The organism is Methylomonas sp. LL1, assembly GCF_015711015.1.
Lineage (GTDB): Bacteria > Pseudomonadota > Gammaproteobacteria > Methylococcales > Methylomonadaceae > Methylomonas.
This window is the reverse complement of sequence record NZ_CP064653.1, coordinates 183,952-209,669: the sequence shown is the minus strand read 5'-3', so window position 1 is coordinate 209,669 and position 25,718 is coordinate 183,952. Positions and strand designations below refer to the sequence as shown.

The 25,718-nt window shown below is 50.9% G+C and carries 25 protein-coding genes; 8 read left to right on the top strand and 17 right to left on the bottom strand.

The window, feature by feature from the left end; all coding sequences use genetic code 11:
* The first annotated feature begins 6 nt into the window (after positions 1-6).
* The gene (locus IVG45_RS01415; protein ID WP_196436126.1) at positions 7-564 is read left to right on the top strand and encodes a DUF1415 domain-containing protein; all 558 of its coding nucleotides are present in this window, start codon (positions 7-9) and stop codon (positions 562-564) included.
* On the opposite strand, the gene IVG45_RS01410 is transcribed toward IVG45_RS01415, so the two are convergent.
* On the bottom strand, positions 552-1,256 hold the full coding sequence (locus IVG45_RS01410) for a TPR end-of-group domain-containing protein (RefSeq protein WP_196436125.1): 705 nt from the start codon (positions 1,254-1,256) through the stop codon (positions 552-554). The genes IVG45_RS01415 and IVG45_RS01410 overlap by 13 nt on opposite strands.
* A gap of 89 nt (positions 1,257-1,345) precedes the next feature.
* On the opposite strand from IVG45_RS01410, the gene IVG45_RS01405 reads away from it, so the two are divergent.
* Positions 1,346-1,657 carry a DUF2288 domain-containing protein gene (locus IVG45_RS01405; protein ID WP_196436124.1) on the top strand — a complete coding sequence of 104 codons (312 nt, stop codon included), beginning with the start codon at positions 1,346-1,348 and terminating at the stop codon, positions 1,655-1,657.
* Here IVG45_RS01405 and IVG45_RS01400 read toward each other — a convergent pair whose 3' ends face one another.
* Positions 1,658-2,302, bottom strand: a complete 645-nt coding sequence (locus IVG45_RS01400) for an HvfX family Cu-binding RiPP maturation protein (RefSeq protein WP_196436123.1) — start codon at positions 2,300-2,302, stop codon at positions 1,658-1,660.
* A gap of 29 nt (positions 2,303-2,331) precedes the next feature.
* Between IVG45_RS01400 and IVG45_RS01395 the strand changes: the two genes are divergently transcribed.
* Positions 2,332-2,694 (top strand): cupin domain-containing protein, encoded by a 363-nt coding sequence (locus IVG45_RS01395; protein ID WP_196436122.1) that lies wholly within the window; start codon positions 2,332-2,334, stop codon positions 2,692-2,694.
* Here the strand turns inward: IVG45_RS01395 and IVG45_RS01390 are convergent.
* Positions 2,666-3,946 carry a DEAD/DEAH box helicase gene (locus IVG45_RS01390; protein ID WP_196436121.1) on the bottom strand — a complete coding sequence of 427 codons (1,281 nt, stop codon included), beginning with the start codon at positions 3,944-3,946 and terminating at the stop codon, positions 2,666-2,668. The genes IVG45_RS01395 and IVG45_RS01390 overlap by 29 nt on opposite strands.
* A 148-nt stretch (positions 3,947-4,094) precedes the next feature.
* On the opposite strand from IVG45_RS01390, the gene IVG45_RS01385 reads away from it, so the two are divergent.
* Positions 4,095-4,454 (top strand): PilZ domain-containing protein, encoded by a 360-nt coding sequence (locus IVG45_RS01385; protein WP_196436120.1) that lies wholly within the window; start codon positions 4,095-4,097, stop codon positions 4,452-4,454.
* 122 nt (positions 4,455-4,576) lie between these two features.
* On the opposite strand, the gene rapA is transcribed toward IVG45_RS01385, so the two are convergent.
* The 9 genes from rapA to def all read right to left on the bottom strand — a co-directional run bounded on the left by rapA (position 4,577) and on the right by def (position 15,699).
* The gene (gene rapA, locus IVG45_RS01380) at positions 4,577-7,345 is read right to left on the bottom strand and encodes an RNA polymerase-associated protein RapA (protein WP_196436119.1); all 2,769 of its coding nucleotides are present in this window, start codon (positions 7,343-7,345) and stop codon (positions 4,577-4,579) included.
* Entirely contained in the window at positions 7,345-10,635 is a 3,291-nt protein-coding gene (locus IVG45_RS01375) for a VanZ family protein (RefSeq protein ID WP_196436118.1), read from the bottom strand. The genes rapA and IVG45_RS01375 overlap by 1 nt, the downstream gene beginning before the upstream one ends.
* 160 nt (positions 10,636-10,795) lie before the next feature.
* Positions 10,796-11,275, bottom strand: a complete 480-nt coding sequence (locus IVG45_RS01370) for a hypothetical protein (RefSeq protein WP_196436117.1) — start codon at positions 11,273-11,275, stop codon at positions 10,796-10,798.
* Positions 11,276-11,407: 132 nt separating this feature from the next.
* The gene (locus tag IVG45_RS01365; RefSeq protein ID WP_196436116.1) at positions 11,408-12,364 is read right to left on the bottom strand and encodes a DHH family phosphoesterase; all 957 of its coding nucleotides are present in this window, start codon (positions 12,362-12,364) and stop codon (positions 11,408-11,410) included.
* Between the two features lie 9 nt (positions 12,365-12,373).
* Positions 12,374-12,988 carry an adenylyl-sulfate kinase gene (gene cysC / locus IVG45_RS01360; RefSeq protein ID WP_196436115.1) on the bottom strand — a complete coding sequence of 205 codons (615 nt, stop codon included), beginning with the start codon at positions 12,986-12,988 and terminating at the stop codon, positions 12,374-12,376.
* A gap of 68 nt (positions 12,989-13,056) precedes the next feature.
* A complete protein-coding gene (locus IVG45_RS01355) occupies positions 13,057-13,380 on the bottom strand; it encodes a DUF2845 domain-containing protein (protein ID WP_196436114.1) in 324 nt (107 codons plus the stop codon).
* Positions 13,381-13,389: 9 nt separating this feature from the next.
* Entirely contained in the window at positions 13,390-14,217 is an 828-nt protein-coding gene (locus tag IVG45_RS01350) for a quinoprotein dehydrogenase-associated SoxYZ-like carrier (protein WP_196436113.1), read from the bottom strand.
* Positions 14,218-14,246: 29 nt separating this feature from the next.
* Complete coding sequence (locus tag IVG45_RS01345) at positions 14,247-15,161, bottom strand: quinoprotein relay system zinc metallohydrolase 2 (protein ID WP_196436112.1); 915 nt, start codon at positions 15,159-15,161, stop codon at positions 14,247-14,249.
* Positions 15,162-15,171: 10 nt separating this feature from the next.
* A complete protein-coding gene (def, locus tag IVG45_RS01340; RefSeq protein ID WP_196436111.1) occupies positions 15,172-15,699 on the bottom strand; it encodes a peptide deformylase in 528 nt (175 codons plus the stop codon).
* A gap of 171 nt (positions 15,700-15,870) precedes the next feature.
* Here def and IVG45_RS01335 point away from each other — a divergent pair, with 171 nt between their 5' ends.
* Positions 15,871-16,209: a hypothetical protein gene (locus IVG45_RS01335; RefSeq protein WP_196436110.1), complete on the top strand. Its 339-nt coding sequence runs from the start codon at positions 15,871-15,873 to the stop codon at positions 16,207-16,209.
* A gap of 48 nt (positions 16,210-16,257) precedes the next feature.
* On the opposite strand, the gene IVG45_RS01330 is transcribed toward IVG45_RS01335, so the two are convergent.
* From IVG45_RS01330 to iscR, 3 genes are read right to left on the bottom strand one after another with little or no spacing between them, the layout of a single operon-like run.
* Entirely contained in the window at positions 16,258-16,581 is a 324-nt protein-coding gene (locus IVG45_RS01330; RefSeq protein WP_196436109.1) for a HesB/IscA family protein, read from the bottom strand.
* Positions 16,582-16,592: 11 nt separating this feature from the next.
* Positions 16,593-17,699, bottom strand: coding sequence for a cysteine desulfurase family protein (locus tag IVG45_RS01325; protein WP_196436108.1), 1,107 nt, complete (start codon positions 17,697-17,699; stop codon positions 16,593-16,595).
* The gene (gene iscR, locus IVG45_RS01320) at positions 17,700-18,185 is read right to left on the bottom strand and encodes a Fe-S cluster assembly transcriptional regulator IscR (protein WP_196436107.1); all 486 of its coding nucleotides are present in this window, start codon (positions 18,183-18,185) and stop codon (positions 17,700-17,702) included.
* Between the two features lie 894 nt (positions 18,186-19,079).
* Between iscR and IVG45_RS01315 the strand changes: the two genes are divergently transcribed.
* The 3 genes from IVG45_RS01315 (at position 19,080) to IVG45_RS01305 (ending at position 25,008) form a co-directional block, all read left to right on the top strand.
* Positions 19,080-19,556, top strand: a complete 477-nt coding sequence (locus tag IVG45_RS01315) for a hypothetical protein (protein ID WP_196436106.1) — start codon at positions 19,080-19,082, stop codon at positions 19,554-19,556.
* A 716-nt stretch (positions 19,557-20,272) separates the two neighbouring features.
* Positions 20,273-23,986, top strand: coding sequence for a response regulator (locus IVG45_RS01310; protein WP_230874709.1), 3,714 nt, complete (start codon positions 20,273-20,275; stop codon positions 23,984-23,986).
* A gap of 14 nt (positions 23,987-24,000) precedes the next feature.
* Entirely contained in the window at positions 24,001-25,008 is a 1,008-nt protein-coding gene (locus tag IVG45_RS01305) for a response regulator (RefSeq protein WP_196436104.1), read from the top strand.
* 92 nt (positions 25,009-25,100) lie between these two features.
* Here the strand turns inward: IVG45_RS01305 and IVG45_RS22940 are convergent, their stop codons facing one another.
* The gene (locus tag IVG45_RS22940) at positions 25,101-25,397 is read right to left on the bottom strand and encodes a sensor histidine kinase (RefSeq protein WP_442923351.1); all 297 of its coding nucleotides are present in this window, start codon (positions 25,395-25,397) and stop codon (positions 25,101-25,103) included.
* Positions 25,309-25,509, bottom strand: coding sequence for a hypothetical protein (locus IVG45_RS01300; RefSeq protein WP_196436103.1), 201 nt, complete (start codon positions 25,507-25,509; stop codon positions 25,309-25,311). The genes IVG45_RS22940 and IVG45_RS01300 overlap by 89 nt, the downstream gene beginning before the upstream one ends.
* Between the last annotated feature and the right edge of the window lie 209 nt (positions 25,510-25,718).

Sequence of the window (25,718 nt, the reverse complement as noted above, 5' to 3'; positions counted from 1 at the left end):
CACCCCATGACTGATCAACAGATTATTAACGCCACCCGAACCTGGCTTAGCTCATTCATCATCGCCTTCAATATTTGTCCATTTGCGCAGCGCGAACAGCAGAGAAATAGCATCCGTTATCAGGTTGCACAAACAGATCGCATGGAAACCGCATTGGAAAATTTAATAGACGAATGCACTCATCTTGACGCACACCCTGAAACGGAAACCACGCTGCTGATTTTACCGAACGGATTTAGCGATTTTGACGATTATCTGGACATGCTGGCTGTCGCCGAGCAATTATTGGTTGAACAAGGTTATGAAGGCATTTATCAACTGGCCAGCTTTCATCCAGACTATCGTTTTGAAATGGCCAGCGAAACGGATGATGAAAACGATCCCGCCAATTACACCAACCGCTCCCCCTATCCGATGCTGCACATCATCAGGGAAACCAGCATGGAGCACGCGATAGCACACTACCCGGACCCGGAAAATATCCCAGCCCGCAATATCAAACTGACCCGCGAACTGGGCTTAGAAAAATTGCAGGCTATTTTGGCGGCCTGCTATTTGGAATAGTAATCAAAGTCTTCGGATTTTTTCAATTTGAACTTGGGCTCGCCGCTTATCTCGACATCGGTCAATTTTTCCCGAACCGGCTCGGGTTGAGCGCGCACCGCGTCCATGAATTCGGTAAACCATTGCGCCTGCTTGACGTTTTCCATATCCTCGTCCCGCATGATATTGGTTTCGTCCGGCAAACTGCCAAATTCCTTGGCTTGCCGCAAGGCTTGTTGACAAGCCTCTTCATCTCCGCGCAACGCGTAAATACAAGCCAGATTATAGGCCGCGCTGCCTTTTTGAATCTTGCCGGCTTTTTCGAAAAAATCTTCCGCCAAACCATATAAGCCGGCCTTTCCGTCATCCGGACTGATACGGGCCAACTCCATGAACGCCACGCCGCCATCAATTGCCGCGCCCAGATAATTGGGCGATGTCAGCAAACAGAATGAAAACTTGGAAATCGCATCTTCGTAAATTTCGATAGCCTCGAGCGGCGGCTTGGCCCTGGCTTCGTGCAACAAGGCAAATCCCCAGTGATACAAGGCTTCGGAGAACATCAAATTGTCGGCAATCACGCTGGCAAAACCTTGATAAGCACTTTTATACAATTGCTCGGCCTTGCCGGCATCGCTTTTACGGGCCTGCGCCACTTGCTTGATGGCGGCATCCAGGGTTGAACGCTTCTTAAATGAACTCAAAAGTGACATGACTGACTCCTCACGGGTCTGCTTTGCGGCAGGTTGCGATAAAATAGCCGGCAAGTCTACAACATCCCTTTTATAACCGGAACATCAAAATGACAGACAGCGGCAGCGAACTGGAAAAAGCCAAGGTCAACCTGGAAACCTCGCAAATCCCTTGGCCGGAATTACAACGTTTCTTCGCCGCCGGCCTGGCGATTGCCGTCGACAAGCAATTGGACTTGATCGAAGTGGCTTATCAGTTTTCTATCGACAATAAAGCGTTGGTGGAAAACTGGCTCAAACACAATCTCGTTGGGCCGGTCTCCGATCAGCAAGCTAAGGACTGGTATAACGATAAAACCGAGGTCTGGGCGGTTGTGGTGAAACCCTGGATACTGGTACAAGACCCCAACACCCGCCGCTGATCAGTCATTAAAATATTTTCGGACCAACCAATAATCGACGCTGATAAAGCGCCCGCCGCCGATAAAAAACAATACCAGCAGCATCACAAAGTAGGTCGCGGCGAATTCGATACCGTTATTTAGAACCACCAGATTGCCATGCTCTGTCAGCCATTGATAATCGCCCTGCGATTGCAGGATTTGCTTGGCCTGCTCCAGACGCTCCATGGCGCCCATGGTCCTATCATTGGCAAAAATACCGCTGCCGGTCGCAACCGCCAGCCAACCATTGCTCCAATGCGTGGTCAGCGCCGCAAATACCATGATGACCATCAAAGGCAATGACATCAAACGGGTCGCAAAACCAAACAACAGAAATAACGCGCCCAGGGTTTCCAACAAGGCGACCAAAAACACCAATAAATAAGGCATCGGCAAGCCCAAGCCCCATTCGCTATTGCCGAACCAGTCGGCGGTATCGGAAAAATTGGCGAATTTCTTGGTTCCCGCCATCCAAAAAACCGGCGCCAGATACAAGCGCAATAGCAACGGCGCCAGAAAATCCAGATATCTGGCCCGATCGCAAGCACGCCTAACCAATCTTACGATAGCGGGCGCCCGTTCTATCACAAGCGCCATTAATCCAGAAAAAGTTTTATGATCCATGCTCCCTCCCCTTCAAACCCGATTGAGAAATGAACATCAGCCTCGCCTCCCTATTTGCCGACATTCCCCGACAATTACCCGATGAATTATGCCAAACCTTGTTTCAGAATCCTACCATCCGGATTGAACGCATTCTATCTAGGGGACACCATAGCGCGGAAAACGCCTGGTACGACCAAGAACAAACAGAATGGGTCATCCTATTGCAAGGTAAGGCCAGGCTCGGCTTTGCCGACGCCGAACCGGTCGAACTAAACCCCGGCGATTATCTGTTGCTCCCCGCGCATTGCAAACACAGGGTGGAATGGACCAGTAGCAACCCAGTTTGTATCTGGCTGGCGGTGCATATTGCCGACCCAAAGCCTAGCGATTCGCCGAACGCTGGCGGCTAGCCGGTTTCCTGGCCGAACCCGGCTTTGCCGCGGGGCGTACCGATCGCGCGGCATGTGGTTTTGGCGCGGGCTTTGGAGTTTGCGCTGTTTTAGGTTTGCTCGCCCCCATATCCAGCGATACTTTTTCATAGCCGGTATCGGCTACTCGCGGAATTTCCCGCTTCAACAGCTTTTCAATCGCCGCCAGCAAATAGGCTTCCTCCTGATCGACCAGCGAAATGGCCTGGCCGTCCGCGCCGGCCCGGCCGGTTCGGCCGATGCGATGCACATAATCTTCCGCCACTTGCGGCAGGTCAAAATTGACCACATGCGGCAATTGATCAATATCCAAACCCCGGGCGGCAATATCGGTCGCAATCAATGCCGTGATATTGCCTGACTTGAAATCTTCCAAGGCCCGCACGCGCGCGCCTTGGCTTTTATCGCCGTGTAATGCAGCGCAACGAATGCCGTCCTTGATCAACTGTTTGCTCAAGCGGTCGGCACCGTGCTTGGTTCTGACGAATACCAACACCTGCCGCCAATTTCCATTGCCGATCAAATACGACAGCAGCTCGCGCTTATATTCACGCTTGATCGGATACACCAACTGCGAGACAGTATCGGCCGCCGCATTTTTCCTGGCAACCGCGATTTCCACCGGATCATGCAAAATTTGTTCGGCCAACGCGCTGATTTCCGGCGCATAGGTAGCGGAAAACAACAGGTTTTGCCGCTTGGGCGGCAACAAAGCAATGATTTTGCGGATGTCACGGATGAAGCCCATGTCCAGCATCCGGTCAGCCTCATCCAGTACGAAATGCTCGACTCGCGACAAATCCAGATGCTGTTGATGAATCAAATCCAATAACCGGCCGGGCGTGGCGACCACAATATCGGCGCCACGCTGTATTTTTTGGATCTGCGGATTGATACTGACACCGCCGAATATGGCTTCGGCAAAAAACGGCAAATGCCTGCCGTAGGTTCTGACGCTCTCGTAGACCTGCATCGCCAGCTCGCGGGTCGGCGTCAGAATCAACACCCTCACCGGGCGCGGTTTCTGCGGAATCGGTTGATTTTGCAACAATTGTAACAACGGCAAGGTAAAACCGGCGGTTTTACCGGTACCGGTTTGCGCGCCCGCCAACACGTCGCGTCCTTGCAAAATAACCGGAATGGCCTTATCCTGAATCGGCGTAGGCGTTAGATAGCCTTGTTCGGCAACAGCCTTAAGCAACTGTTCCGATAGTTCCAAATCTGAAAATAACATCAATTAACCTTTGTTGAGAGCCGCCTGTCGAGCAGCAAATAAATATCCGATTCAGATGTTTTTTTTGCAAAAAACGCTACAATCCTAATCGGACAACTAAAAAAACATGCCTAGCCTATCCAGTGGATTAGCTAGAGGGAGAAAACGCATGAAATCCGAGAAACGCATTCACCAGCGTATCAAACCAAAAGGCTTACAAGCCGGGTTGATTTTCAATTCGGAAAACCAAGAAATTGCTCTGGACGCGGACATTCTGGACATCAGTTATAGCGGCATCCGGGTCAAGCTGAAAAAACCGATTGCCACCGACATGACCGGCAACATCAGAATCAATATGATACTGCCGGAATCGAACGCGCCATTTTGCGTACACGGCATTTTAAAGCATCAAACAGCGGACGACGAGTGTGGCCTGCATTATGTGGATCATATCGACGGCTCCATCGACGATCTGATGTTCGAATGCGTGGAACTCGACGAAACCACGGTACTGATCAAAACCCACTGATAACCGGACTGGCGTTACCTTATCCATCGATGGGCTTTTCGTTGTTCAGCCCATCGGATGTTGGATTTTCAGGTTAACCAGCCGGATTACTATCAGAGGCCCGCATCCAAATGTCACTAGGGTTAGCCGGTGACCACGAACCGCACCGCATCCAGCCGCAATTGCGCATCCTGTATGCTTTCGTGGGCCAACATGGTCATTTCCTTCAGTTGCTGGATTTCCTGATCCTTGATGCCGGGATTGATTTTTTTCAATCTGACCATGCGTTTGATTTCACCGGTGAAGGCCGCGATCATCCGATTACCACTCTCGGTAATCAGGTTTTGCATGCGCGCTTGGGCTTTTTGCTCGCCGGCTTTAATCATGTCTTGAATATGCTGACGCTGACTATTCAAGAACTGGCTGATCTGTTCCTTATCGATACTATCCGGAGTTTCCAGCATGGACTCGTGCGTAATCGCCTCGGTTAAATCCTTCTTGTCCTGATCGATCAAAACCCTAAGCGGCGTATGCGGCAAAAAGCGGCCTATCTGCAGCTCCGCCGGTGCGCTACACTCCACCACAAACAGCAATTCCAGCAGGAACCGCCCGGCTTTCAACTGAGGTTGCTTGATAATGCTGACCGCCGCATTGCCGGTTTCGCTGGACAGTACCAAATCCATCGCCGACAACACCATCGGATGTTCCTGGGTCAAGAACTGCATATCCTCGCGCGCCAGCGCTATATCGCGGTCGACGGTGACGGTCAAGCCATCATCCTGCAACATCGGAAAATGGGCGATGCGCAAGTTTTCGCTGGGCCATAGAATATGGCAATCCTTGGAATGATACTCGACATCCACCCCATAGCAGTCGAACAGGGCTTCCATATAAGGCCAAAGGCCGCCATCATTTTCAATCGCATGCAGCTGCCCGATCAAACCCGCCGCCTCGTCCGGACGACATGAATTCAGCTCCAGCAATTGATCGCGGCCGCTTTGCAGTTCGGCTTCAATTTGCCGAGTCAGTGCCTTGGTCGTTGTAATAAAACGCTCAATCGCATCCTGATCGAGGCTGACAAGCAATTTGGTCAACTCGGCATCCAATTGCTTGGCGACATGACCGGCGGCCGAACAATTATGCCGGAAGGCATCCAGGCCCTCTTCATACCAGCGGAACAACAGATGCCGAGGACTATCGAGCAGATAGGGAATATGAATCTGAATCACATGCTTTTGGCCTATCCTATCCAGCCGGCCGATACGTTGTTGCAACAGATCGGGATTACGCGGTAAATCAAATAGTATCAAATGCCGCACGAACTGAAAATTGCGCCCTTCGCTGCCGATTTCGGAGCATAACAAGACTTGCGCCCGGCTTTCGTCGTCGGCAAAAAACGCCGCGGCACGGTCGCGCTCGACGATGCTCATGCCTTCATGAAATACGGCGGCGGTATGGCCCACATGCAGCCGCAGCAATTGCTCAAGCTTGATCACCGTGTCCGCGCGCTGACAAATCAACAGCGCCTTTTCCTCGCCCAGTTCTTTCAGCTTAGCGACCAACCAGACAAAATAGGGACTATCGGCCAACTCGGCGCCCGCATCGCCTTGCAAGGGATAGCCATGGCGCTGGCGATCCGGAAATCCCTGCACGGTATGCCGGGAATTTCTGAACAAAATCCGCCCGGTACCATGATGATCCAGCAGCAACTTGATCAATTCCTCCCGCACCTCATGGTTCTCCGGTTCGGTATTGAATTGTTGCAGCAACTTGTCGACATTATCTTGTTGCAACAGGTTTTTCAGCCGGGTTTGCTGGTCGGCATTCAACCGCTGCCCCGAAATCAGTTGATTGGCTAATTCGGCAACCGGGGCAAACTGGCTTTCCTCCTTGACGAATTGCTGAAAGCTATAAAAGCGATCGGGGTCGAGCAAGCGCAAGCGGGCAAAATGACTTTCCTTGCCCAGCTGTTCGGGAGTGGCGGTCAACAAAACCAAGCCATCCACGCTGTGCGCCAATTGCTCGACAAACAGATAATCGCTACTCGGTGCTTGTTCACTCCATTCCAAATGATGCGCCTCGTCCACCACCACCATATCCCAACCGGCATCCAGGGCTTGAGCCTGACGCTCGGGGAAATCGGCGAAAAACTGTTGGCTGCACAACACCAATTGCTCGGTCGAAAACGGATTGTCCTCCGGACAAGACAAGCAACGTGTTTCATCCAACAGACTAAAACGCAAATTGAAGCGCCGCAGCATTTCCACCAGCCATTGATACATCAATGCTTCCGGCACCAAAATCAGCACCCGTTGGCTCAAACCATTGATCAATCGGTGATGCAGAATCAAACCGGCTTCGATGGTTTTGCCCAAACCGACCTCGTCCGCCAGCATGATCCGTGGCGCGATCCGATTGGCTGCTTGGTGGGCGATGTACAACTGGTGCGGAATCAATGCCGCTCGCGCGCCCTGCAAGCCCTTGACCGCCGATTGTTGATGTTGCCGTTGCCGGCGCCAGGTTTCAAACCGCAGGCTGAACCAGGCGCTGGGATCGAACTGACCGGTAAACAACCTATCCTGCGGCTTGTTGAATTGGATATGGTGATTGAGTTCCATCTCGTCGATCTGTAGAAACTGGCCATCCTCATCCAGTCCGAAATAACTCAGCAGTCCATCATGCTGTTGCACCTGCTGCACGGTCAATTTGCTGTAGTCGGTCGATTCGATCACATCGCCCTCGGCAAAGCGCACGCGAGTCAACGGCGCATTATCCTTGGCATACACCCGCTTGTCGCCGGTGGCCAGAAACAGCACGGTTACGCGATTAAACTCCGCTTCCAAAATCATACCCAAACCGAGTTCCGACTCGGTGTTACTCATCCAGCGTTGGCCGGGAATAAAGTCGTTCATTATTTATTTAATCTTCTCAATGATTTATCCGGTCTCTTGCAGCCAAAAATTGCAAAAGCGACCAGCATGAAAAACAAAAACGTCAATCTTGGCGCGTCAAATGGACTATCCACATAACCGATAATCAAAAACCCGCTGAAAGAAGCCAGTAAAATTGGGGCATGGATGTCGTGCCGCAGGGATTTCAATAAACGGTAATAAACATATAGGATCAATATAATAAAGGCGCACAAACCTAGCCAACCCATATCGAATAGCACTTGTACCCAAATATTGAAGATATGCCAGGGATTATGCTTTTCCGTGGAAAAGTACCAGCGGTCGGTACCCGCGGAGAAATCGCCATTACTGATTAGATTATTACCCTTTGCATCCTGCAAACTTAGATTGTCCACCTCGACAATCTTGCCGACATCGCCGCCGGCATAGAGTGCCAGCTGCACCGGCCTACTCGGCCACCCATTTGCAATGTCCGATGAACTCGCGCCCAAATCGCCGCTGTCTATGTCCTTTACGATGCGCTGCCACTGGGCGGAGACCACCTTGATTTCAGTGGAAACACATCGAAACGAGTATTGTAAGGATTTCTCGCAGATTGGAACAGACAACACTGCATTTTGTTCGGGACTACGCACCTCTATGGATAATTTCAGCTTTTGATGCGGCTGCATGGCGACATACTGCCCGATAAACAATGCATCACCACCCTGTAAAGCCAAAAATTGATTGCCATTGTCAGCCGCGACACGGTAGATTGCCGGATGGGCATTTTCCTGATTCGACCAAAAAAACGTACGGGGAAAACTTCCCAAGCCCATGCCGAAAGCTTGACTCACAAAATCGCCATCCATCATATCGATCGCCGCGGCCCAATGTTTATGGCGGCTCTCGCTATCCTTTTCGGCCACACTGATACGGTGTTTGATCAAGTCGCCCTTGAACACCGGGACGGCCAGCATGGCGATGGCGATCAACAAAAGCGCGACACTCGCGAGCGACTGCCAGATTTTTAACCGCCGATGACTGCTAAAATGAAAATAAAGTCCCGCCAGCAAGACCAGAAATGCCACGGCAATACCAATCATCCCACCACGCGAAAAAGTCATCAACAACGTGTAAAGGCTTAAAACGAATAGTACTCCCCCACCCACGCGAGCCAATAGCGGATGTTTGTCGCTAAAGAACAGCGAGGCAATAAAAGGCATAGTCAACGCCAGATAGGACTCGATATGTCCGCCCCCGGTGTGCATGGTCGAAAACAAGCCGTTGATTCGATAATCGGTGGAAAAATCGAACAACCCCGGAAATACCCAGCGCTCGATAATCGAGAAAATTGCCAGTCCAACCAGGCCAATCAATAATCCGCTTGAAAAATAATCTCGCCCGGGGCTACCCGGCAAAATTCTATTCAAATAGGGCATTAAAAGCAGCCCCCACAAAAAGCCTTTCGCTATCCGTAATGCGTTGAAATTGCTGTAATAATTACTAAAGGCATTGGCGTCGATGCTGGGCAATGGCATCAAACCTATCATTAAACTGACGCCCAACGACAGCAAAAACAAACCCATACAAAAAAATCCGGCTATTCGAATACCCGGCATCTGCCTTGGCTCAGCAACAGGCCGAATTAACCACATGCTCAAAGTCGACAGTATTAACAGATCAAACTCGTCGAAGAAAAAACGCCCGCTCCAGGGCGCGAGGTCCAGGAGTGGCAACAAGGCCGGCAATACAAAAAAACCGATTAAAGGTTTTTGCAATAGCGCATACGCATAAGCAAGCAAAGCTAGCGCTAACAAAACCGGCATCAGCGGATAGTGCATCATCTGGTAAACAATCAATAGACCGATCAAACCGGCCGGCAGTAAGCCATTTTTGTCTATCGGCAAGGATTTCGCGCCCGAAAAATCCTCCGCCCTCGAGCCGATAGACTCATCTTCCGGTATTGATCGAGTCTGATAGAGAGAAGAATCTCTTCGCCTGGATTGGCCCAACACACGCTGAATACCATTCAACGCCCAATAAGTACCCGCCCCGGCCGCAAAGGCCAGTAACACATCGGTGGGGTCTACATGTTTTGCCTTCAAAAACAGTTTGCCTGTCTCGATGATTACGGCAAAAGTCGCCGCAGTTAGCCCCACCCAAAAACCATGAGTTTTAGGCCGTCCGGGATTTCTCAGGCCATTCAGCCAAAACAACAAGCCCACCGGCATATAAGCACCGATATTGCTTAACAAACTCACCAGCGCGACGGTTTCGGTCGTGTAATAAAAATAATAAAACGGCAAAAAATGGGTATCGTCTAATTTCTGCCGCGCGGCTGACATGGAAATCCAATTTCCGTCCATCCAGCCATTGATGGCGGCCACCACCCCAATATAAGGAACTAAAGCCAGCCCAATCACCCTGCCTATCCAAGGTTTGAGAGTTGACGAATCCAGAGCCGCGAAAACACTATAGGCTTTGACGCCGGCCGCCATGCCCAGCATCCGGGTAACGATGGAGAAGCCTTGCGCGCTACCGGAAAAAATAAATAGTTGAGTACCCTCTATCGCCAGTCCCAACAAAAACCCCACGACCACGGCCAATCCTTTCCGATTCGGCACATAAGGTAGTGCGGCAAAAAGCCCGCCCAAGGGCATTAATACCAGTATTTCCACCACCCATTTCACCGAGCAGCGAAACGGATTTTCCCCGCAGTCATCAATATTGATGAAAAGCGCATCGTGGCCGCCGGCAAGTTTGTTATTTAACTCATCGATCGAGGTGACGAAATCGAAAGGGAACAAACTTAGAAAAACATAGGCCGGCAAGTAAAGGATGATTGCCGATTTGATGGACAACCAATTGCCATGAGTCATTTGCCGACTATAAGCGATGGATTTTTCACCGACGCCAAACCACAAAACAATGCCGATGACCGTACCGAGGGCTTCGGCAATTAAATCGTTCAATGAAACGGTGCGCGGGGGGAAAAACTGCTGCGCGAATTCGATGCCAACAGCCGTTGCCAAACAAAACGACAAAACCAGAATCGGAAAAATAATCTTGGCCAAAAAACCGCTTTTTAGCCAATTCCGAACAGTACCGAGTGCCAGAAACGAGAGTGGAATATAAAGCAGAATATTGGCAATCCAGTCGGCTCTGGATTCAATGCCTAATGAAAGATATTTGATACTTTTAAATTTTATTATCGCTTGATCTATAGAAATATACTTGTATTCAAGAGGAACTAAACTACCGTAAACCACGAAAGACAAATAAAAAATAAAAATCAAAACATAAGGCATAATAATTTAAATCATAAATAAAATTTTTATCCTATATAGCGATACGGCTAATTTTCTACTATGTAGAGTACAAACAGGCATAAAAAACCCCTTACGCATAAACCTCTACGATAAGGGGTTTGAAGAAATCAAATACCAAAATATAAATAGATACTACATATCATGGCGCGCCATGAGCAAACCCAGAACAACCTGAGCCTATGCTAGGCACTACAGTAACAGTAGCAACCCGAGCAGGACCGTTACAAATATCGTAGCTTGCATTACCATTATTATAGACTTTATAAATACCGCCACCGCCACCGGCAAGGTAACTATAATTGACTACAGTGTTTGCTCCAGTACCTGATACCGACCAAGCTCCGATAAGTTTAGTAGGGTCAATTGTACTAGAAGGCCCTCTTTTGTAATCCCACAATTCACCTCCAGACCGATGCTCTTCTTGCACGCCCCATGACTGGTCAGGCCCCGTAGCCGCCGCATCCCCTGCAGCTTCACAAACAGTATGGCCTGAAAGTAAGTCGTTTAGAGTAGGATTCGAAGCATCCGTCAACTGATTTGTAGCGCAATCCGCCATTGCTTCTCCAGACATCACGCTGTTTAACAAAAGCACACTTGTAAAAATAAAATATTTCATCATCGTATTTCCTCACTCAACTAAATTATTAAAACAGCTTAACTCGATCCAAAACCAAAATAATACTTAAAAATACTAACGCCACTTTGATAAACAACTAAACAGTTATGCCATTTCGAAACTCTTATCAATCCCTCATGCATAACGTTGTTCGAAGGCTTGAATCATAGTAGGTAAAAACTCCAGCGGCAGATGATTAATCCCCGCCGCAGCCTTTCTCCCTCCTCCTCCCGGAAACTGCTTGCACAACTCGTCAGCGCCGGTCTTATTATTCAACGGCGCCCGAACGCTTACCAGATAACCACCCTGCTGATTATGCGTCAACACTGCATGCGCCCGCTCGGGATACTGGTTGGCGAGATCATTGCTCCAGACCCCGCTAACCCGGCGTGCCCATTTTGCATCCGGCAAGATGAAAACCGCAACTTTATCGGTTTTAAATTCAGCTTTTGTGTGCTCGGCCAGCGCCATATCGCCGTCATAACCTTCCCGCAACTGCCGGTAAATATCCGCGCGGCTGGCAATGAAATCAAGCGGCGATTCATAACCGGATAACAAACGGTACAACTGATCGGGGGCAAAATACAAGTCTTCCACACTCGATCCGTATCCGTTGTAGTTAATATATATGCCCAGTTGCCGCAACGAGTCAAGTTGTGCCGAAGTTAGATTCAAGCCTTGCGCCGCAAGAACCGCACTGTCTTCCAAATTATCGCCAAACGCCGCCGTCACGGCCCAAGCGGTAAAGCGATGATCCAAATAGCGATCCACCAACAAACTGGTACAGACATTGGCGTCGGTATTTATCAAAGCCGTCAGCCCAGGATGCTCGGGTATTTCGCCGGCTTGATGATGGTCGACGTAAAACACCTCGACTTGATTGTCCAGCATTTCCACTAAGGGCTGGCGATTTTTATCCAGGGAAATATCCAGCACGGTGACTATATCGCCCGCATTGGCATCGACTCGTTTTAGCAGGCTGATGTCGCGTTTGACGCCGGTGATTAATGTCGCGTCTACCGGCTCCGCCAAGCGCAATTGTATTAGCGCGCAAATACCGTCGGCGTCGCCGTTGAATACATCAAAATTCATCGCAGTTACCTATTCAGCATTATTGATAATGCCGCGTTCCACCAATAAGGCCAAAACCTGATCGACGCATTCGTCCAAGGAATGACTACCGGTATCGATGCTCAACTCCGGATTTTCCGGCACTTCATAGGGTGAGGATATGCCGGTAAAGTGTTTGATTTCACCCCGCCGGGCTTTTTTGTATAGACCCTTGACATCGCGTTGCTCGCAGATCGATAGATCGCATGAGCAATAAACCTCGATAAAATCGCCATGCGGCACCAGCTTTCTAGCCAAGTTCCGTTCCGCTCTGAACGGAGAAATAAAGGCCGTTAATGAAATAGTGCCTGCTTCCAGCATCAACTTGGCTAACTCGGCGATGCGCCGGATGTTCTCCTGCCTATCCTCATCGGTAAAACCGAGATCGCCGCACAAGCCATGCCGAACATTATCGCCGTCCAGCACAAAGGTACGGCAGCCTAATTGATACAAACGCTCTTCGACCGCGTGCGCCAAGGTCGACTTCCCTGCCCCGGATAGGCCGGTAAACCAAATAATCACGGATTTGTGGCCATTTTGTTGCTCGCGCCTGATCCTAGACACGGTAGCGTGGTGCCAAACGGTATTGCTGCTTTGCTTTGTCATATGATTTTTAAGTAATGATCCCGGAAAGTCGCGCTATGAATTCGTTAAAGAGGGAAAGCCATCCCTGATCAGCGTCCATAACTCAAATTTTTAATTTTCTTTAACACGCCATTTTCAAACTGTAAAAATTGTTTGAATTTTCTTGATCCGAAGTTATAGACCCATTCGTCGATGACTATTTCTTCATATTGATCATATTCCAACGCGCCATAGGGGTGACGCAATCGACTAGCAACCACGGTAATCCGTTGATCGGTCCATTCAGGTTCGCCGCATTTTTCCAATACATCCAGTTTATGATCGCCCTCCTGAACCAGTTGGCGACCACAACGAAATGCCTGCGCATCGGTTGTGCAGAGCAACAGGCACAGCAAAAACGCGGTTTTGTTCATAATGATAGCTTAGGGCGCAACCGAATACTGCTGCGAATAACTTGCGCCCTTGTTGCAAACGTCCCTGCTGATTGGCGATGCGCAGGAAATATCGCTGAATTCGGCTTTCAGCTCGCCAGGCTTGTCCGGCACGAAATAAAACCGGAAATTGGGATCGGCACTGATAGCAATGTCGATTTTAGCGTTTAAAACCGGCTTGTCATTAAATGTCACTTTCAACTGATCGATGAAATGCGATTTTCTAACAAATCTGGTCATCTGATCCATTTGCATGCCGGTGATATTGGGATGGCTAATCATTAACTGCGCCTGGGTGGGCTGTCCGGTTTTAACGCCTTCATCCAGCCGGAACTTGACCTTGCCCAACCGTTTCATCGCTTCGTCCAGATCGGCGCCTATCGGTGCCGAACAACCGCCACTGGCCTTGACGAATTTTTTGCTCATGCTCAGTTTGCCGTCGTTGGTTTCGGCAACCGCCCGGATATTACTGTAAGTGTTGACCCGCACCCGCATCGCCAAATCGGCCTTGCCGCTTTCCGGGAAAAACTCAAACTCGCCGACGAATGGGAACGGATTTTTATCGACAAACAGCCAGATTTTCTTGATGTATTTGCCCTGGGTTTGCGCAATCTTGCTGGAAACCTTGACCGGCACGATCGCCGGGTCCTCGGCCCGATAAGGCGCTTCCAATTCAATCACGGCATCCGACTCTTCGATGCTTTTACCGGCAAAATACTGGTTTTTCAGCACACTGTTCCAGACGCTATCGTCGCCCTCGGCCCAAATCATGGCCGGCAAAAAAAACAACAGCCATAAAATCTTATGCGGTTTAATCATGGTCAATCTCTCTCGTTAAGGATAAAGAATCAGTCTTCCCATTCCAGCTCGGCAAAGGCAATGGTGACGTTTTTGCGATGGAATTGTTCAAAAAGTTGCCAGTGATCCTTGGCCGATAAGCCGACATGTTCAACCGCGTACTCCAGCGTTTTGCCTTGTTTAATCATGCTTCTGATTTCGGCGGCCAATTGAGCCAAATAGGCTTTTTCCGGTTGCAAGGCAGTCGGCCAGTCTCTCACCAGCCTACCGTGACCGGGAATCACCAGTTTGTAATGATTTTTTTCCAGCCCGTCCAACTCTTTCAACCAACCCTTGATACTGCCGTCGATCACCGGGATATGTTCCAGAAACAATAAGTCGGCCAGCCACATTGTATCGGTGCTTTTATCGTAGACGCTTAAATCGTTATCGGTGTGGGCCGTGGCATGTGCGGTCAAGACCAGTTCGCGATTCCCCAGATTCAAGGTCATCTTATCCCTGACCTGCAAATCCGGCGGGATGATATTATCGTTGGTGACGCGAATATCGAGCAATTCATCGGCCTTGCTCAGATAATGAGGCGCCCTTGTTGCCATCGCCCGCGCCAACTTATGATGGCCGACGAATTTTACCCCGTCCGCCTTGAATGCGCTGTTGCCGTAGATGTGATCGGGATGCACATGGGTATTGATCAAATAACATATTGGCTTGTCGGTAACCTGTTTGACCGCATTGCGTAAGGCGATGCCTTGCCGCGGACTACCGCCACTGTCTATCACCGCCACGCAGCGATCGCCGACGATAAAACCGATATTGGCGATTTCGCCATGATTATCCCGGTCCGGCCAATGATGGTCGGATACATGCACATAAACGCCGGGCGCCACTTCCGACACGGACAGCGGCAATAGTGCCTGGCTGGGATTATTGATTAAAAGCCCTAACAGTACGAAAAAAAAACGCATGCCTTTCACCTTAAGCGGCTATTTTTTTGAAGAATTCGGTTTCGGAAATAATGTCGCGATTGGATTCGACTCTATCCAGATAGACTAAACCTTGCAAGTGATCGAATTCATGCTGAAACACGCGAGCCGGAAAATCTCGCAAAACGATTTGATCGGCCCGGCCTTGCCGGTCCTGATAGCTAATTTGCACGGTTTGATAGCGCGGCACCAAGGCTCGAATACCCGGCACGCTTAAACAGCCTTCCCAATCCTTATGCATACTAGCATCCAGGACCTGGCATTCGGGATTGACCATCAGCAAGGGCGCCATGTCCGGCGCATTGGGATAACGCGCGGTCGGACGAGAAGCGATGATCACGATTTGCCAGGACGCACCCAGTTGCGGGGCGGCGATGCCGACACCGTTACTCTCCAGCATCAAAGCTTGCATATCATCGATCAGATGATGGAACTTGGAACAATCAAAATCGTCAACACGACGCGCCTGTTGGCGTAGTATCTCGGCGCCCAATTGTACAATTTCGGGTTTTTCAGCCATTTTAAAAACCAAAGATAAATCAATCGTGGAAACCATGTTACCAGAGGCCGACGGCTGTTGTTTATTAGAATTTGCTCACCTTTACTTTAACCGGCTTTTTTGTGATAGTAACGCCAGAGTCCATGGCCCGGGCGCCCACGGCTTCAAAATCAACCATAACCAGGAGATAACATGAAAAATATTCAAAAAACCCCTTTTGCCATTGCAATGAGCGCATCCTTGTTACCTTTCGCGGCCAATGCTGTGCAAATTGACAGTAATCCTTTTGCTTTATCGGATTTGAGCTCGGGCTATATGCAAACCGCGGAGGCCGAAAAAGATGGCGCTGCGAAAATGAAGGACGGCGCTTGCGGCGAAGGCAAATGCGGCGGCGCCATGAAACAAAAAAGCACCGATACCAAGGCAATGGAAGGCAAATGCGCCGGCAACAAATCGGCTCCCGCCCCCGCCGGAGATAAAGCCACTGGCGACAAAAAAATGGAAGGCAACTGCGGCGCCAATATGAAATAAACCGTATGACACCGGCTTCGGTATTTCCAAGCCGGTGCTTCTTGAAACTCAAACGCTAAAGCTTTCCCCGCAACCGCACATGCCCTTGACGTTGGGATTATTGAATTTAAAGGCTTCGTTGAAACCTTCCTTGGCATAATCCAATTCTATCCCTTCCAGTTTATCCAGATCAGCCTGCTTCACCAGCACTTTGACATCGTGCTGATCGAACACGATTTCATCGGCCGCCTGTTCGTCCGCGTAATCCAACACATAGGCGTAACCGGAACAGCCCGAAGGCTTGACCCCCAGCCGCAAGCCCAAGCCGGAGCCGCGTTTTTGCAATTGTTTCTGAATTTGTTTGGCCGCCCGTTCCGTCACACTAATACTCATGCTAATAACTCCTAATTTCCAGCTAGCAATGTCTTTAAGACATCGACAAATTGATCGATTTCATTTTGGTTGTTGCCCTGGCCCAGGCTGATCCGAATCGCGGATTTGGCCAACGCCGCATCCACGCCCATCGCCGCCAGCACCGGGCTGATTTGTTCCGAACCCGCCGCGCAGGCCGAACCGCTGGAAACGGCGATATTACGCCGGTCCAGTTGCATCAACAGCATTTGGCCATTCACACCGGGAATGCCGAACTGCACGGTATTGGGCAAGCGCTGCGCCTGCTCGGCAAAAATCACCAAATCGGTAATGGTTTTTAGTTGTTGCTCCAAGCGGATTCGGAGACGTTGGATATGGTGGGTCCGCTGCTCGATTTCAAGCCGGGCCAATTCCGCCGCCTTGCCGAAACCGACGATCGCCGGCACATTTTCGGTGCCGGCCCGCAGACCTTGCTCCTGATCTCCGCCCCATTGCATGGGTTGCACGGAAAACCCGGCGTCATGAACCAGCGCGCCACAGCCCTTGGGACCGTATATCTTATGGCTGGAAAGACTCATCAACTGCACGCCCAGCTGTTTGAAACTAACCGGAATTTTACCCAGAGCCTGCACGGCGTCGGTATGCATAATAACGCCCCGCCCCTTGAGCCGATCAACCCATCCGGCAACATCCTGGATGGCGCCGGTCTCATTATTCGCCAGCATCAGCGAAATAAAATCGCCTGCTCCAAGATCGAATTGCCGAAGCGCTTGTTCGGCAACCAGTCCCGAAGGTTCCACCGGCAAACTGTTAATCCCCGCATAGCGGCCGGATTGGCGCAAGGCATTTTCAACAACGGCCGGATGTTCAATCGCCGAAATCCATAAACGCTTGCCCTGGGCGCTCGCCAAGGCCAAGGCATTGGCTTCGGTGCCGCCGCTGGTAAACAAAATTTGCGATGCCGGTGCATCGATCAAGGCCGCCACCTGCTCTCGGGCGCTATCGATAGCGCTGCGAGCCATGCGGCCCAGCCGATACAGACTGGAAGGATTGCCGTACAAATCGTGTAAATACGGCAACATCGCGTCCACTACCCGCTCATCGACCGGAGTAGTGGCATTGTGATCAAAATAGATCATTTAAGCCGATTTTCTTTCCTGCAAACTCTGAATGCCAATCACCTGCTCAACCTGTTTGCCCTGCCTTTTCGCCACTTCGCTGACCAATTCCCTTTCCAGCAACTGGCCGAGGCTGATTTGTTTCAAATAGGCCCGAATTTGCTCGCTCAATCCCATCCACAAATCATGGGTGATGCAGGGCTGATCGTTGTGACAATTGGATTTACCGCCGCATTTGGTGGAATCGACCGGTTCGTCGACCGCTTCGATAATATCGGCAACGTTGATATCGCGAGCATTGCGGCTTAAGGTATAACCACCGCCCGGCCCTCTGACGCCCTTGACCATGCCAGCCTTACGCAAGCGAGCAAATAACTGCTCCAGATAAGACAGCGAAATAGTCTGCCGGGTCGCAATGTCGGTCAATGTTACCGGCTTGGTTTGGCTGTGATATGCCAAATCCAGCATGGCCGTGACCGCATAACGCCCTTTGGTGGTGAGTCGCATAAAGCCCCCTGAATAAAACTTAGTTAAAGTAGGGAGACTATAAATAAACCCACTATTTTAGTCAAGTATTATGCTTTAACGGCGCCTGCTCCACCTAAAATTTCGCCGTGGAACCGGATAATAATCCATCGGCTTTGTTATCCCGCATGCCAGGCACCTATCAAACCCGGAACTCGGCAAGTGGCAAGCCAGAAAAACGTATGCACCGGCATAATTTATACGGTCCCGGCGATGGCTGGATTTGGGTATGAGATTTGCTGCAATCAGCAACAACAGAGATGGGCATGCATACAAGCCGGCCGCTTAGCATAGGTGCAAGCCTCATAAGCGGCATCACATGCCGCCAAATGCCCTATTGCATGAGCCAAATCCCATATTAACCGATCGGAAAACCGCCGCCGGCATCGTTAGCTTGCTCATTTCAACCGGAATATATACGCAGCTTGGCCGACATTAAGAAAATTTTGATTACGGCTATTTTTGAGAACGCTTGTACTCATTACCGATGCCGAAACTATCGTTCGCCAAGCGGAGCTGACTCGTTCGTTGAACGGAGCTAAGCCGGTCGCTGAGCGGAGTCGAAGCGAATAGTTGACCTTGACTGCGTTCAGTCAAGGACAGTTTTTAAGAAGGGGTAAATTTATTGCCATAAATCGCCTAAGCCCCTTGGCAAGCCTGTCCCGAGCGTAACAACTGGGCTTAGGATCAACGTTAGGCGCTCGCCGCCATTTATAGTGGCCTTGCCAAATCATAACTGGACCACCTTATTCAACGTTTCTTGAATGAAAAAACCATTCAAATTCGGACGATATCAGCTTGCCCGTATACCCCGCCGCCGGTTGCCGGCCGAATTCCGGCGGTTTGTTAATCGTGCCGATACACAAGGAGAGCTAGATGAATAAAGACTTAGTCAAGGGCGAATTGCCGCCGGAACAACAACAAGCCGCATTACAGGCCATGAAGCAGATTCAAGACCAAATGCCGTTTCTGATCGATTTAACCATCGAAGATCGCCGCACCTTGCCCAAGATGGGCGACAAGAGCCGCGCCTTCGTCGACCAAGGACTGCTATTGGCAACCCAGAACGAAGGCATATTGCCGCGCAATTTCGATCTGGGGGAATATCGCCGCGATGTGGCCCTGGTCAAGCAACTGGAACCGGTGCTGATGGCCATGCGGCAACTGACTAAACGCCTGGAGGACACTTACCTGGCGGTCGGCAGCGATGCTTATGCCCAGAGCTTGGTGGTTTATCAAGCCGCTAAACTGGCCGGCAAGGATGGTTCGTTGGGCGAACATCTGGACAGCCTGGGCCGCCGCTTCGCGCATAAATCGGCCGGTCCCGGCAATGGTGGCGCCAACTCCGCCTGAGCGAATTTAGACGATCCCACCGAGCCGGCGAACGAGATTATTGCCGTTCGCCGGCTCGGCATTGAGTCTTTGATACGGATCGTTCCATAAAAAAGACTCGACGATTTCGTTCGAACATGCAATCGCCTCGATCGGAACCTCAACGATCCCGTTCCGAACCCGGCCATTCTCCCTACCAACGACAACGTCCTCCATCGGAACGACACTGTTTTCCCTCGGAAGCGCATCTTTCCCGCTCGCAACCGAAACGATCCGCTTCCGAACTCGGCGCATCTCGTTCCGAACGAAAACATCCTCCCTTTTTTCCGAAATGATGTCGAAAAAAGCCCGGCCATTTGGGTTACGAGCTACAAGTAGTACTTAATCCAAGTCTCGATGATTGATTGTGACAAAATTCGCCTCAATTCGGCCAATAGGAATTAACTTGGAATCCAGAGTGAATTTTATTGTTTTTAATGCGTCATAGTCTGGTGTATAAAATATGTGGACCAGGCGCGGACACTATCATTTTTTAATGATTCAGCACACTCGGAAGGATCAATCCAAGCCATTCAATATCTATTGAAACAGTATTCCTTGTAGCACTGGTTGGTTTGTCGCTGCAGAGCAAAATACCGCTGAAAATATTTCAAATATTTTTTGAGACCACCATGGAAAATTTTTTGAATACCCCAAAAAGGCTGTCCCACAAGTCAAATGCCTTCGGGAAAGACGGCATGTTAAGGGAATTTCTGCTGTTGTTTCTGCCTATCGTTGTGCTGGTCTCGGCCGGCACCTGGTCTATAGGCGAATCGCGCATCAAGGCCGAAATATCCATGTTGATGTCTGACGAGAAAACGTATGTGGAGCTAAGCCAGGGGCGTTTGACCCGAGAACTGGCAATACCGATACGGCATATGGTTAGCCTGGCCAATGAAACGCCCGTGCGCCAAGTATATGAGGCCGCCGAAAGGTCGGATCCGACGCAAATGGAAGAGGCTTTTATTTCGTTAATGTCGCGCAACCCCAATTACGACAAAGTACGTTGGATTGACGATCATGGAATAGAACGCGTTCGAGCCAATAATAACAACGGACAACCTCGGCTAGTCCAGCACAGCGATTTGCAGGACAAGCACGACCGCTATTTTTTCATTGATACGCTGCGGCTCGAAAAGGGTGAGATTTATATTTCTCCACTCGATCTGAACATGGAAAATGGCCAGTTCGAGATGCCTTACAAACCGACGATAAGAGTTGCAACTCGAATTTTTGCCGCGGACGGCACGCCTCGCGGCATCCTGATTATTAATATTGCCGCCCGTTCAATGCTGAATGCCTTTGTCGGCAGTGCCGGCCCCGCCGCCGGCCGCATAATGCTGCTTAATGACGACGGTTATTGGCTCAAAAGCCCCGACGAGACCGACGAATGGGATTTCATGTTCCAGCGCAAAGTCACCTTGGGTAGCCGACACCCGGAGGCTTGGGAAGCCATATCGAAGGCGGATAAGGGGCAAGTTCTTCTGCCGGATGGACTTTGGACCTGGAACTCGGTATTGCCCGTTTCCGAACAGAATACCCGGCTTTCGCATAACATACACTGGAAAGTCGTCACGCAACTGCCGGCAAGCAAATTGTCTACCCTGGAACATCAGGTTTGGCCGGCCAAGTTAGGCGGCGGACTTATTGTACTTTCGCTGTTTGGATTCGGCATTGGCCGCTTGATCCAGGCCAAAACGGCGCGCGCGCGGGCTGAAAAGGAAGCGGCGCTGGCGCGTAGCGAAGCGGAAGCAGCCCATCGATTACAGGAATCGCAGGCCGGTTTCCGGATGCTGTTTGAGGCCAACACCAGCGGCTTATTGGTGGTAGATGCCGCGGGCCGAATCGTCATGGCTAATTCCGCGTTTGAAAACATGTTCGGTTACCGGTTTTCGGAACTGATCGACCACCCCGTAGAAATGCTGTTACCGGAAACGCTGCGCTCCCACCACACCGAACAACGAGAGGCGTATCTCCAAGCGCCCACCAGTCGCGCCATGGGCGCCGGCAGGGATCTACATGGCACCCGCAAGAATGGCAGCGTGTTTCCCATCGAAATCGGCTTGAGCCCTTATCAGGATAATAACCAATCTTTTGTGTTGGCCACGGTCGTGGACATTTCCGAACGCAAGCGCGCCCAGGACGAAATCATCCACATGAATGAAATCCTGGAACAGCGCGTGGTCGAGCGTACGGCCGAACTACAAGCGGCTCGACAAGAGGCGGAACGCTTATCCAGCGTCAAAGGAAATTTCCTGGCCAACATGAGTCATGAAATACGCACGCCGATGAACGCCATTCTTGGACTGGCCTATCTACTGGAAAAGGCCAATCTCGCGGCCGAGGAACAAAATCTGGTCAAAAAAATTCGCATCGCTGGCCGTTCGTTACTGGGGATCATCAATGACATCCTGGATTTTTCCAAGATCGAATCAGGGCGCCTCGAAATCGAACATGCACCATTCCGGCTTAATGACGTACTGGATAATGTGGCAACACTGATGTCGGCCGTCGAATATAGACATGATGTCGAACTGGTGATGGGGCCGGCGCCGGAAGGCATGGAATTCCTGCGTGGAGATGCGTTACGACTGGAACAGATATTGGTGAATTTGACCAGCAATGCACTCAAATTCACCGAGCGCGGTAGCGTTACACTTACGGTGACACGAGTGCCTGTCATGAATGGGCAAGACTACTTGCGATTCAGCGTACAGGATACCGGTAAAGGCATCGCCCCCGACAAGCAGATTGAAATCTTTTCCCCCTTCGCCCAGGAAGATACTTCCACGACACGCTGTTTCGGCGGCACCGGGCTAGGTCTCTCCATTTGCCGATGCTTGGTGAAGATGATGGGTGGCGAGATCGGCGTCATCAGCGAGCTCGGCAATGGCAGCGAATTTTGGTTTGTACTACCCGTGGAATTGGTTGAGCCTCAGGACTACGTACAGCCGGCCATGGCTTTTCAGAATGTGCTGATCGCCGACGACCATCCGCTTGCACGGGAGATGCTGGCCGCCACTGTGCGCAGTCTGGGCTGGAATCCGGAAGTGGTCTCCTCCGGTGAGGAAGCTGTGCAGCGCGTCATTGCCCGCGCACAGAATAACAAGCTCCCGGACCTGCTGCTGCTGGACTGGCGCATGCCGGGCATGGATGGGCTGACGGCCGGACAGCAGATTAAGCAAGCCCTGGGCAATATCCCTAACGCACCGCTGATCGTAATGGCCACGGCTCATGACCGCGATGCCTTGGTGCGTGAGCCGGGTTCAAATTTAGCCGATGCCATCCTGAACAAGCCGGTAACAGCCTCCGCATTGTATAACGCCGTTTCCGAAGCTAAACGGCGCCACAATGGGGATTTAGCGCCTGACTCTACGACCTTGGCGGCAAACGATAGTCGTCTATACCCGCTTCGGGTGCTGGTAGTGGACGATAGCGAAATCAATCGCGATATGGCGCGCCGCATCCTGGAATCGGAAGGCGCCATCGTTCATCTCGCCGATGACGGTAAAACCGCATTGCAATGGCTAAGTGATAATCCTGACCGCATCGACGTGGTTTTAATGGACATCCAGATGCCGTTAATGGACGGTTATGAAGCGACCCGGCAGATTCGTAACACACTGGACTTGGCCTCGCTACCCATCATCGCCCTGACCGCGGGCGCCTTCAAAAACCAGCAGGCCGCGGCACTGGCGGCAGGCATGAATGGCTTCATCGCTAAGCCTTTTGATGTCGACGATTTGATTAGACAACTTCAGCAATACGCCACGGGTCACCATCAGGAAAACACCGCGCCGATCACGACTTCACGCCCCGCCAACACTAAAACCGGCCCAGCCCCAATTATTGATCTGGAGCGCGGTGTGCGCAGTTGGGGCGATGTGGAAACTTACCATAAGTATCTGCGCAAGTTTGCCGACGCCCACGGACACGATGGCGATGAAATTGGCACTCTCATTGCGCAAGGATCGTTGGAACATGCCCGTGTCTCGGCGCACAAATTAAAAGGCACCGCCGGTAATTTGGCAATGATGGTGGTTTGGGAACTGGCCGAAAAAATCGAACGCGCGCTGATCGAAGGTCGTGAAACGGGTGATTGGCCGAAAACACTACAATTGGCACTGGATGACGTCTTGAGCGAAATAACCGGCCTTACCAAACCAAATTCACCAAATGATGGGGCTATTTCCTGCATAGCTGACAGCGACGCCCCTCTGCGATTGTTGCGCGAGTTATTGCTGGCGCTCGATCGAGACAACCCTGATGAAGCAGAACCTGCTCTGGCCGCCCTCGAGAAACTGCTGCCATTACAGATGCTGCAACCGATACGGGAACTGCTGGATAACTTCGATTTCCGTGCCGCCGAGGAACAGACCAAAGCCCTCATTAAACAGTTCAACATTAATTAACAGAAGGTTTAACCATGTCAAACGGTCCGATTCTATGTGTCGATGATGAACCTTACAACCTTGGCATCCTGCGCATGGCGTTAAAACATCATCATGCCCTCGCCTTTGCCCGTAGTGGGCTGGAAACCTTACAGGCCGTGGAAAAACACAATCCCGCACTGATCTTGCTCGATGTGCAGATGCCCGACATGGATGGCTACGAAGTTTGTCGCCGACTCAAGAGTAATCACGAGACGCAGGACATACCGATCATCTTCGTCACGGGAATGACGCAAGAAATCGACGAAAAGGCCGGGTTCGACGTCGGCGCGGTGGATTACATCACCAAACCCATTTCAGTCCCTATCGTACAAGCCAGGGTGCAAACTCATCTGTCGCTCGTGGGGATCGATAAACTGGAAAAAAGTTATCACGATGCGATCCACATGCTCGGCAAAGCCGGCCATTACAACGATACCGACACCGGCGCCCACATCTGGCGCATGGCGGCGTACAGCCGCTCCCTAGCTGAAACGATAGGCTGGAACGACGAACGCTGCAAACTGTTGGAACTGGCTGCCCCCATGCACGATACCGGCAAAATCGGCATCCCCGATGCTGTATTGAAAAAGCCCGGCAAGCTGGATGCGGAAGAATGGCGGATTATGAAAACCCATACGACCATAGGTTATGGCATCCTCAAACAAAGCGAGGCGGCCGTGTTTCAGCTTGCCGGAGAAATCGCGCTAAATCACCATGAAAAATGGGATGGCAGCGGTTATCCGAATGGCTTATCGGCGGAGGAGATTCCCGAGTCGGCGCGCGTCGTGGCGGTTGCCGATGTATTCGACGCCCTTTCCATGAAACGCCCCTATAAAGAGGCTTGGCCTTTGGAGAAGACACTGGGCTTCCTCAAGGAAAACGCCGGAACACATCTTGATAGTCGCCTAGTCCAGGCCTTCATGGACATTCTGCCAAAAATTCTAGCTATTAAAGCGGAATGGGATGCCCGCGAGCTTGCGGTGGAAGGAAACCTGTTCTAGGTTTAACTACCATTGTGATTATGAGGTATCGACATCAGTGATGGGCTAATCAGGAACTCGGAAGCCCTAAAGAAACAAGGAATAAGTCGACATCACCGTGGCAATTTCACCGTCAATTTCGCCCCGCAGCCAGGCTCGGATGCTATGGTCAGTTTGCCGCCCAACACTTGGACCCGCTCCTCTATACCTTTTAGGCCTAACGCTCCCATTTTTTTAGCGGTACCGAGGTTGAAACCCTTGCCGTCGTCTTGGATGTCCAGGCGGTAAGCACCATCCTCCCGAGTCAGGACAATGCTGACTTTACTGGCCTGCGCATACTTGACGATGTTGGTTGGTTTCCAGATAGCGGAAGCGTCCGTCCTCGGCCACTTCCACCAGATAGATGGCATCGGAAAGGTTGTGGAAAATGTCGCGGTAGTGGTTTTTCTGTTCGAGCAGACATTGCTCCGCGAGTCTGCGTCCCGCAACTTCGCCGCAGGATTCGATATTGCAAATTTCCATTGGATACTTCGTTATTTGCCGGCGATTTTTCAAGGCTAAGTTTTAAAGTTTGGCTCGTTAAAATTTGTGATTTTAATCGACGATAGCCCGTGGCAATCAATAAAATCAAATAAAAGTTGTATTTATTCAGCCGCTGCGAAACCTTGGAAACGAAGCGCTAGCGAGTGAAGGTTGAGTAGTCCCTGGAAGCCGTAGCGCCGGGCGGGTTT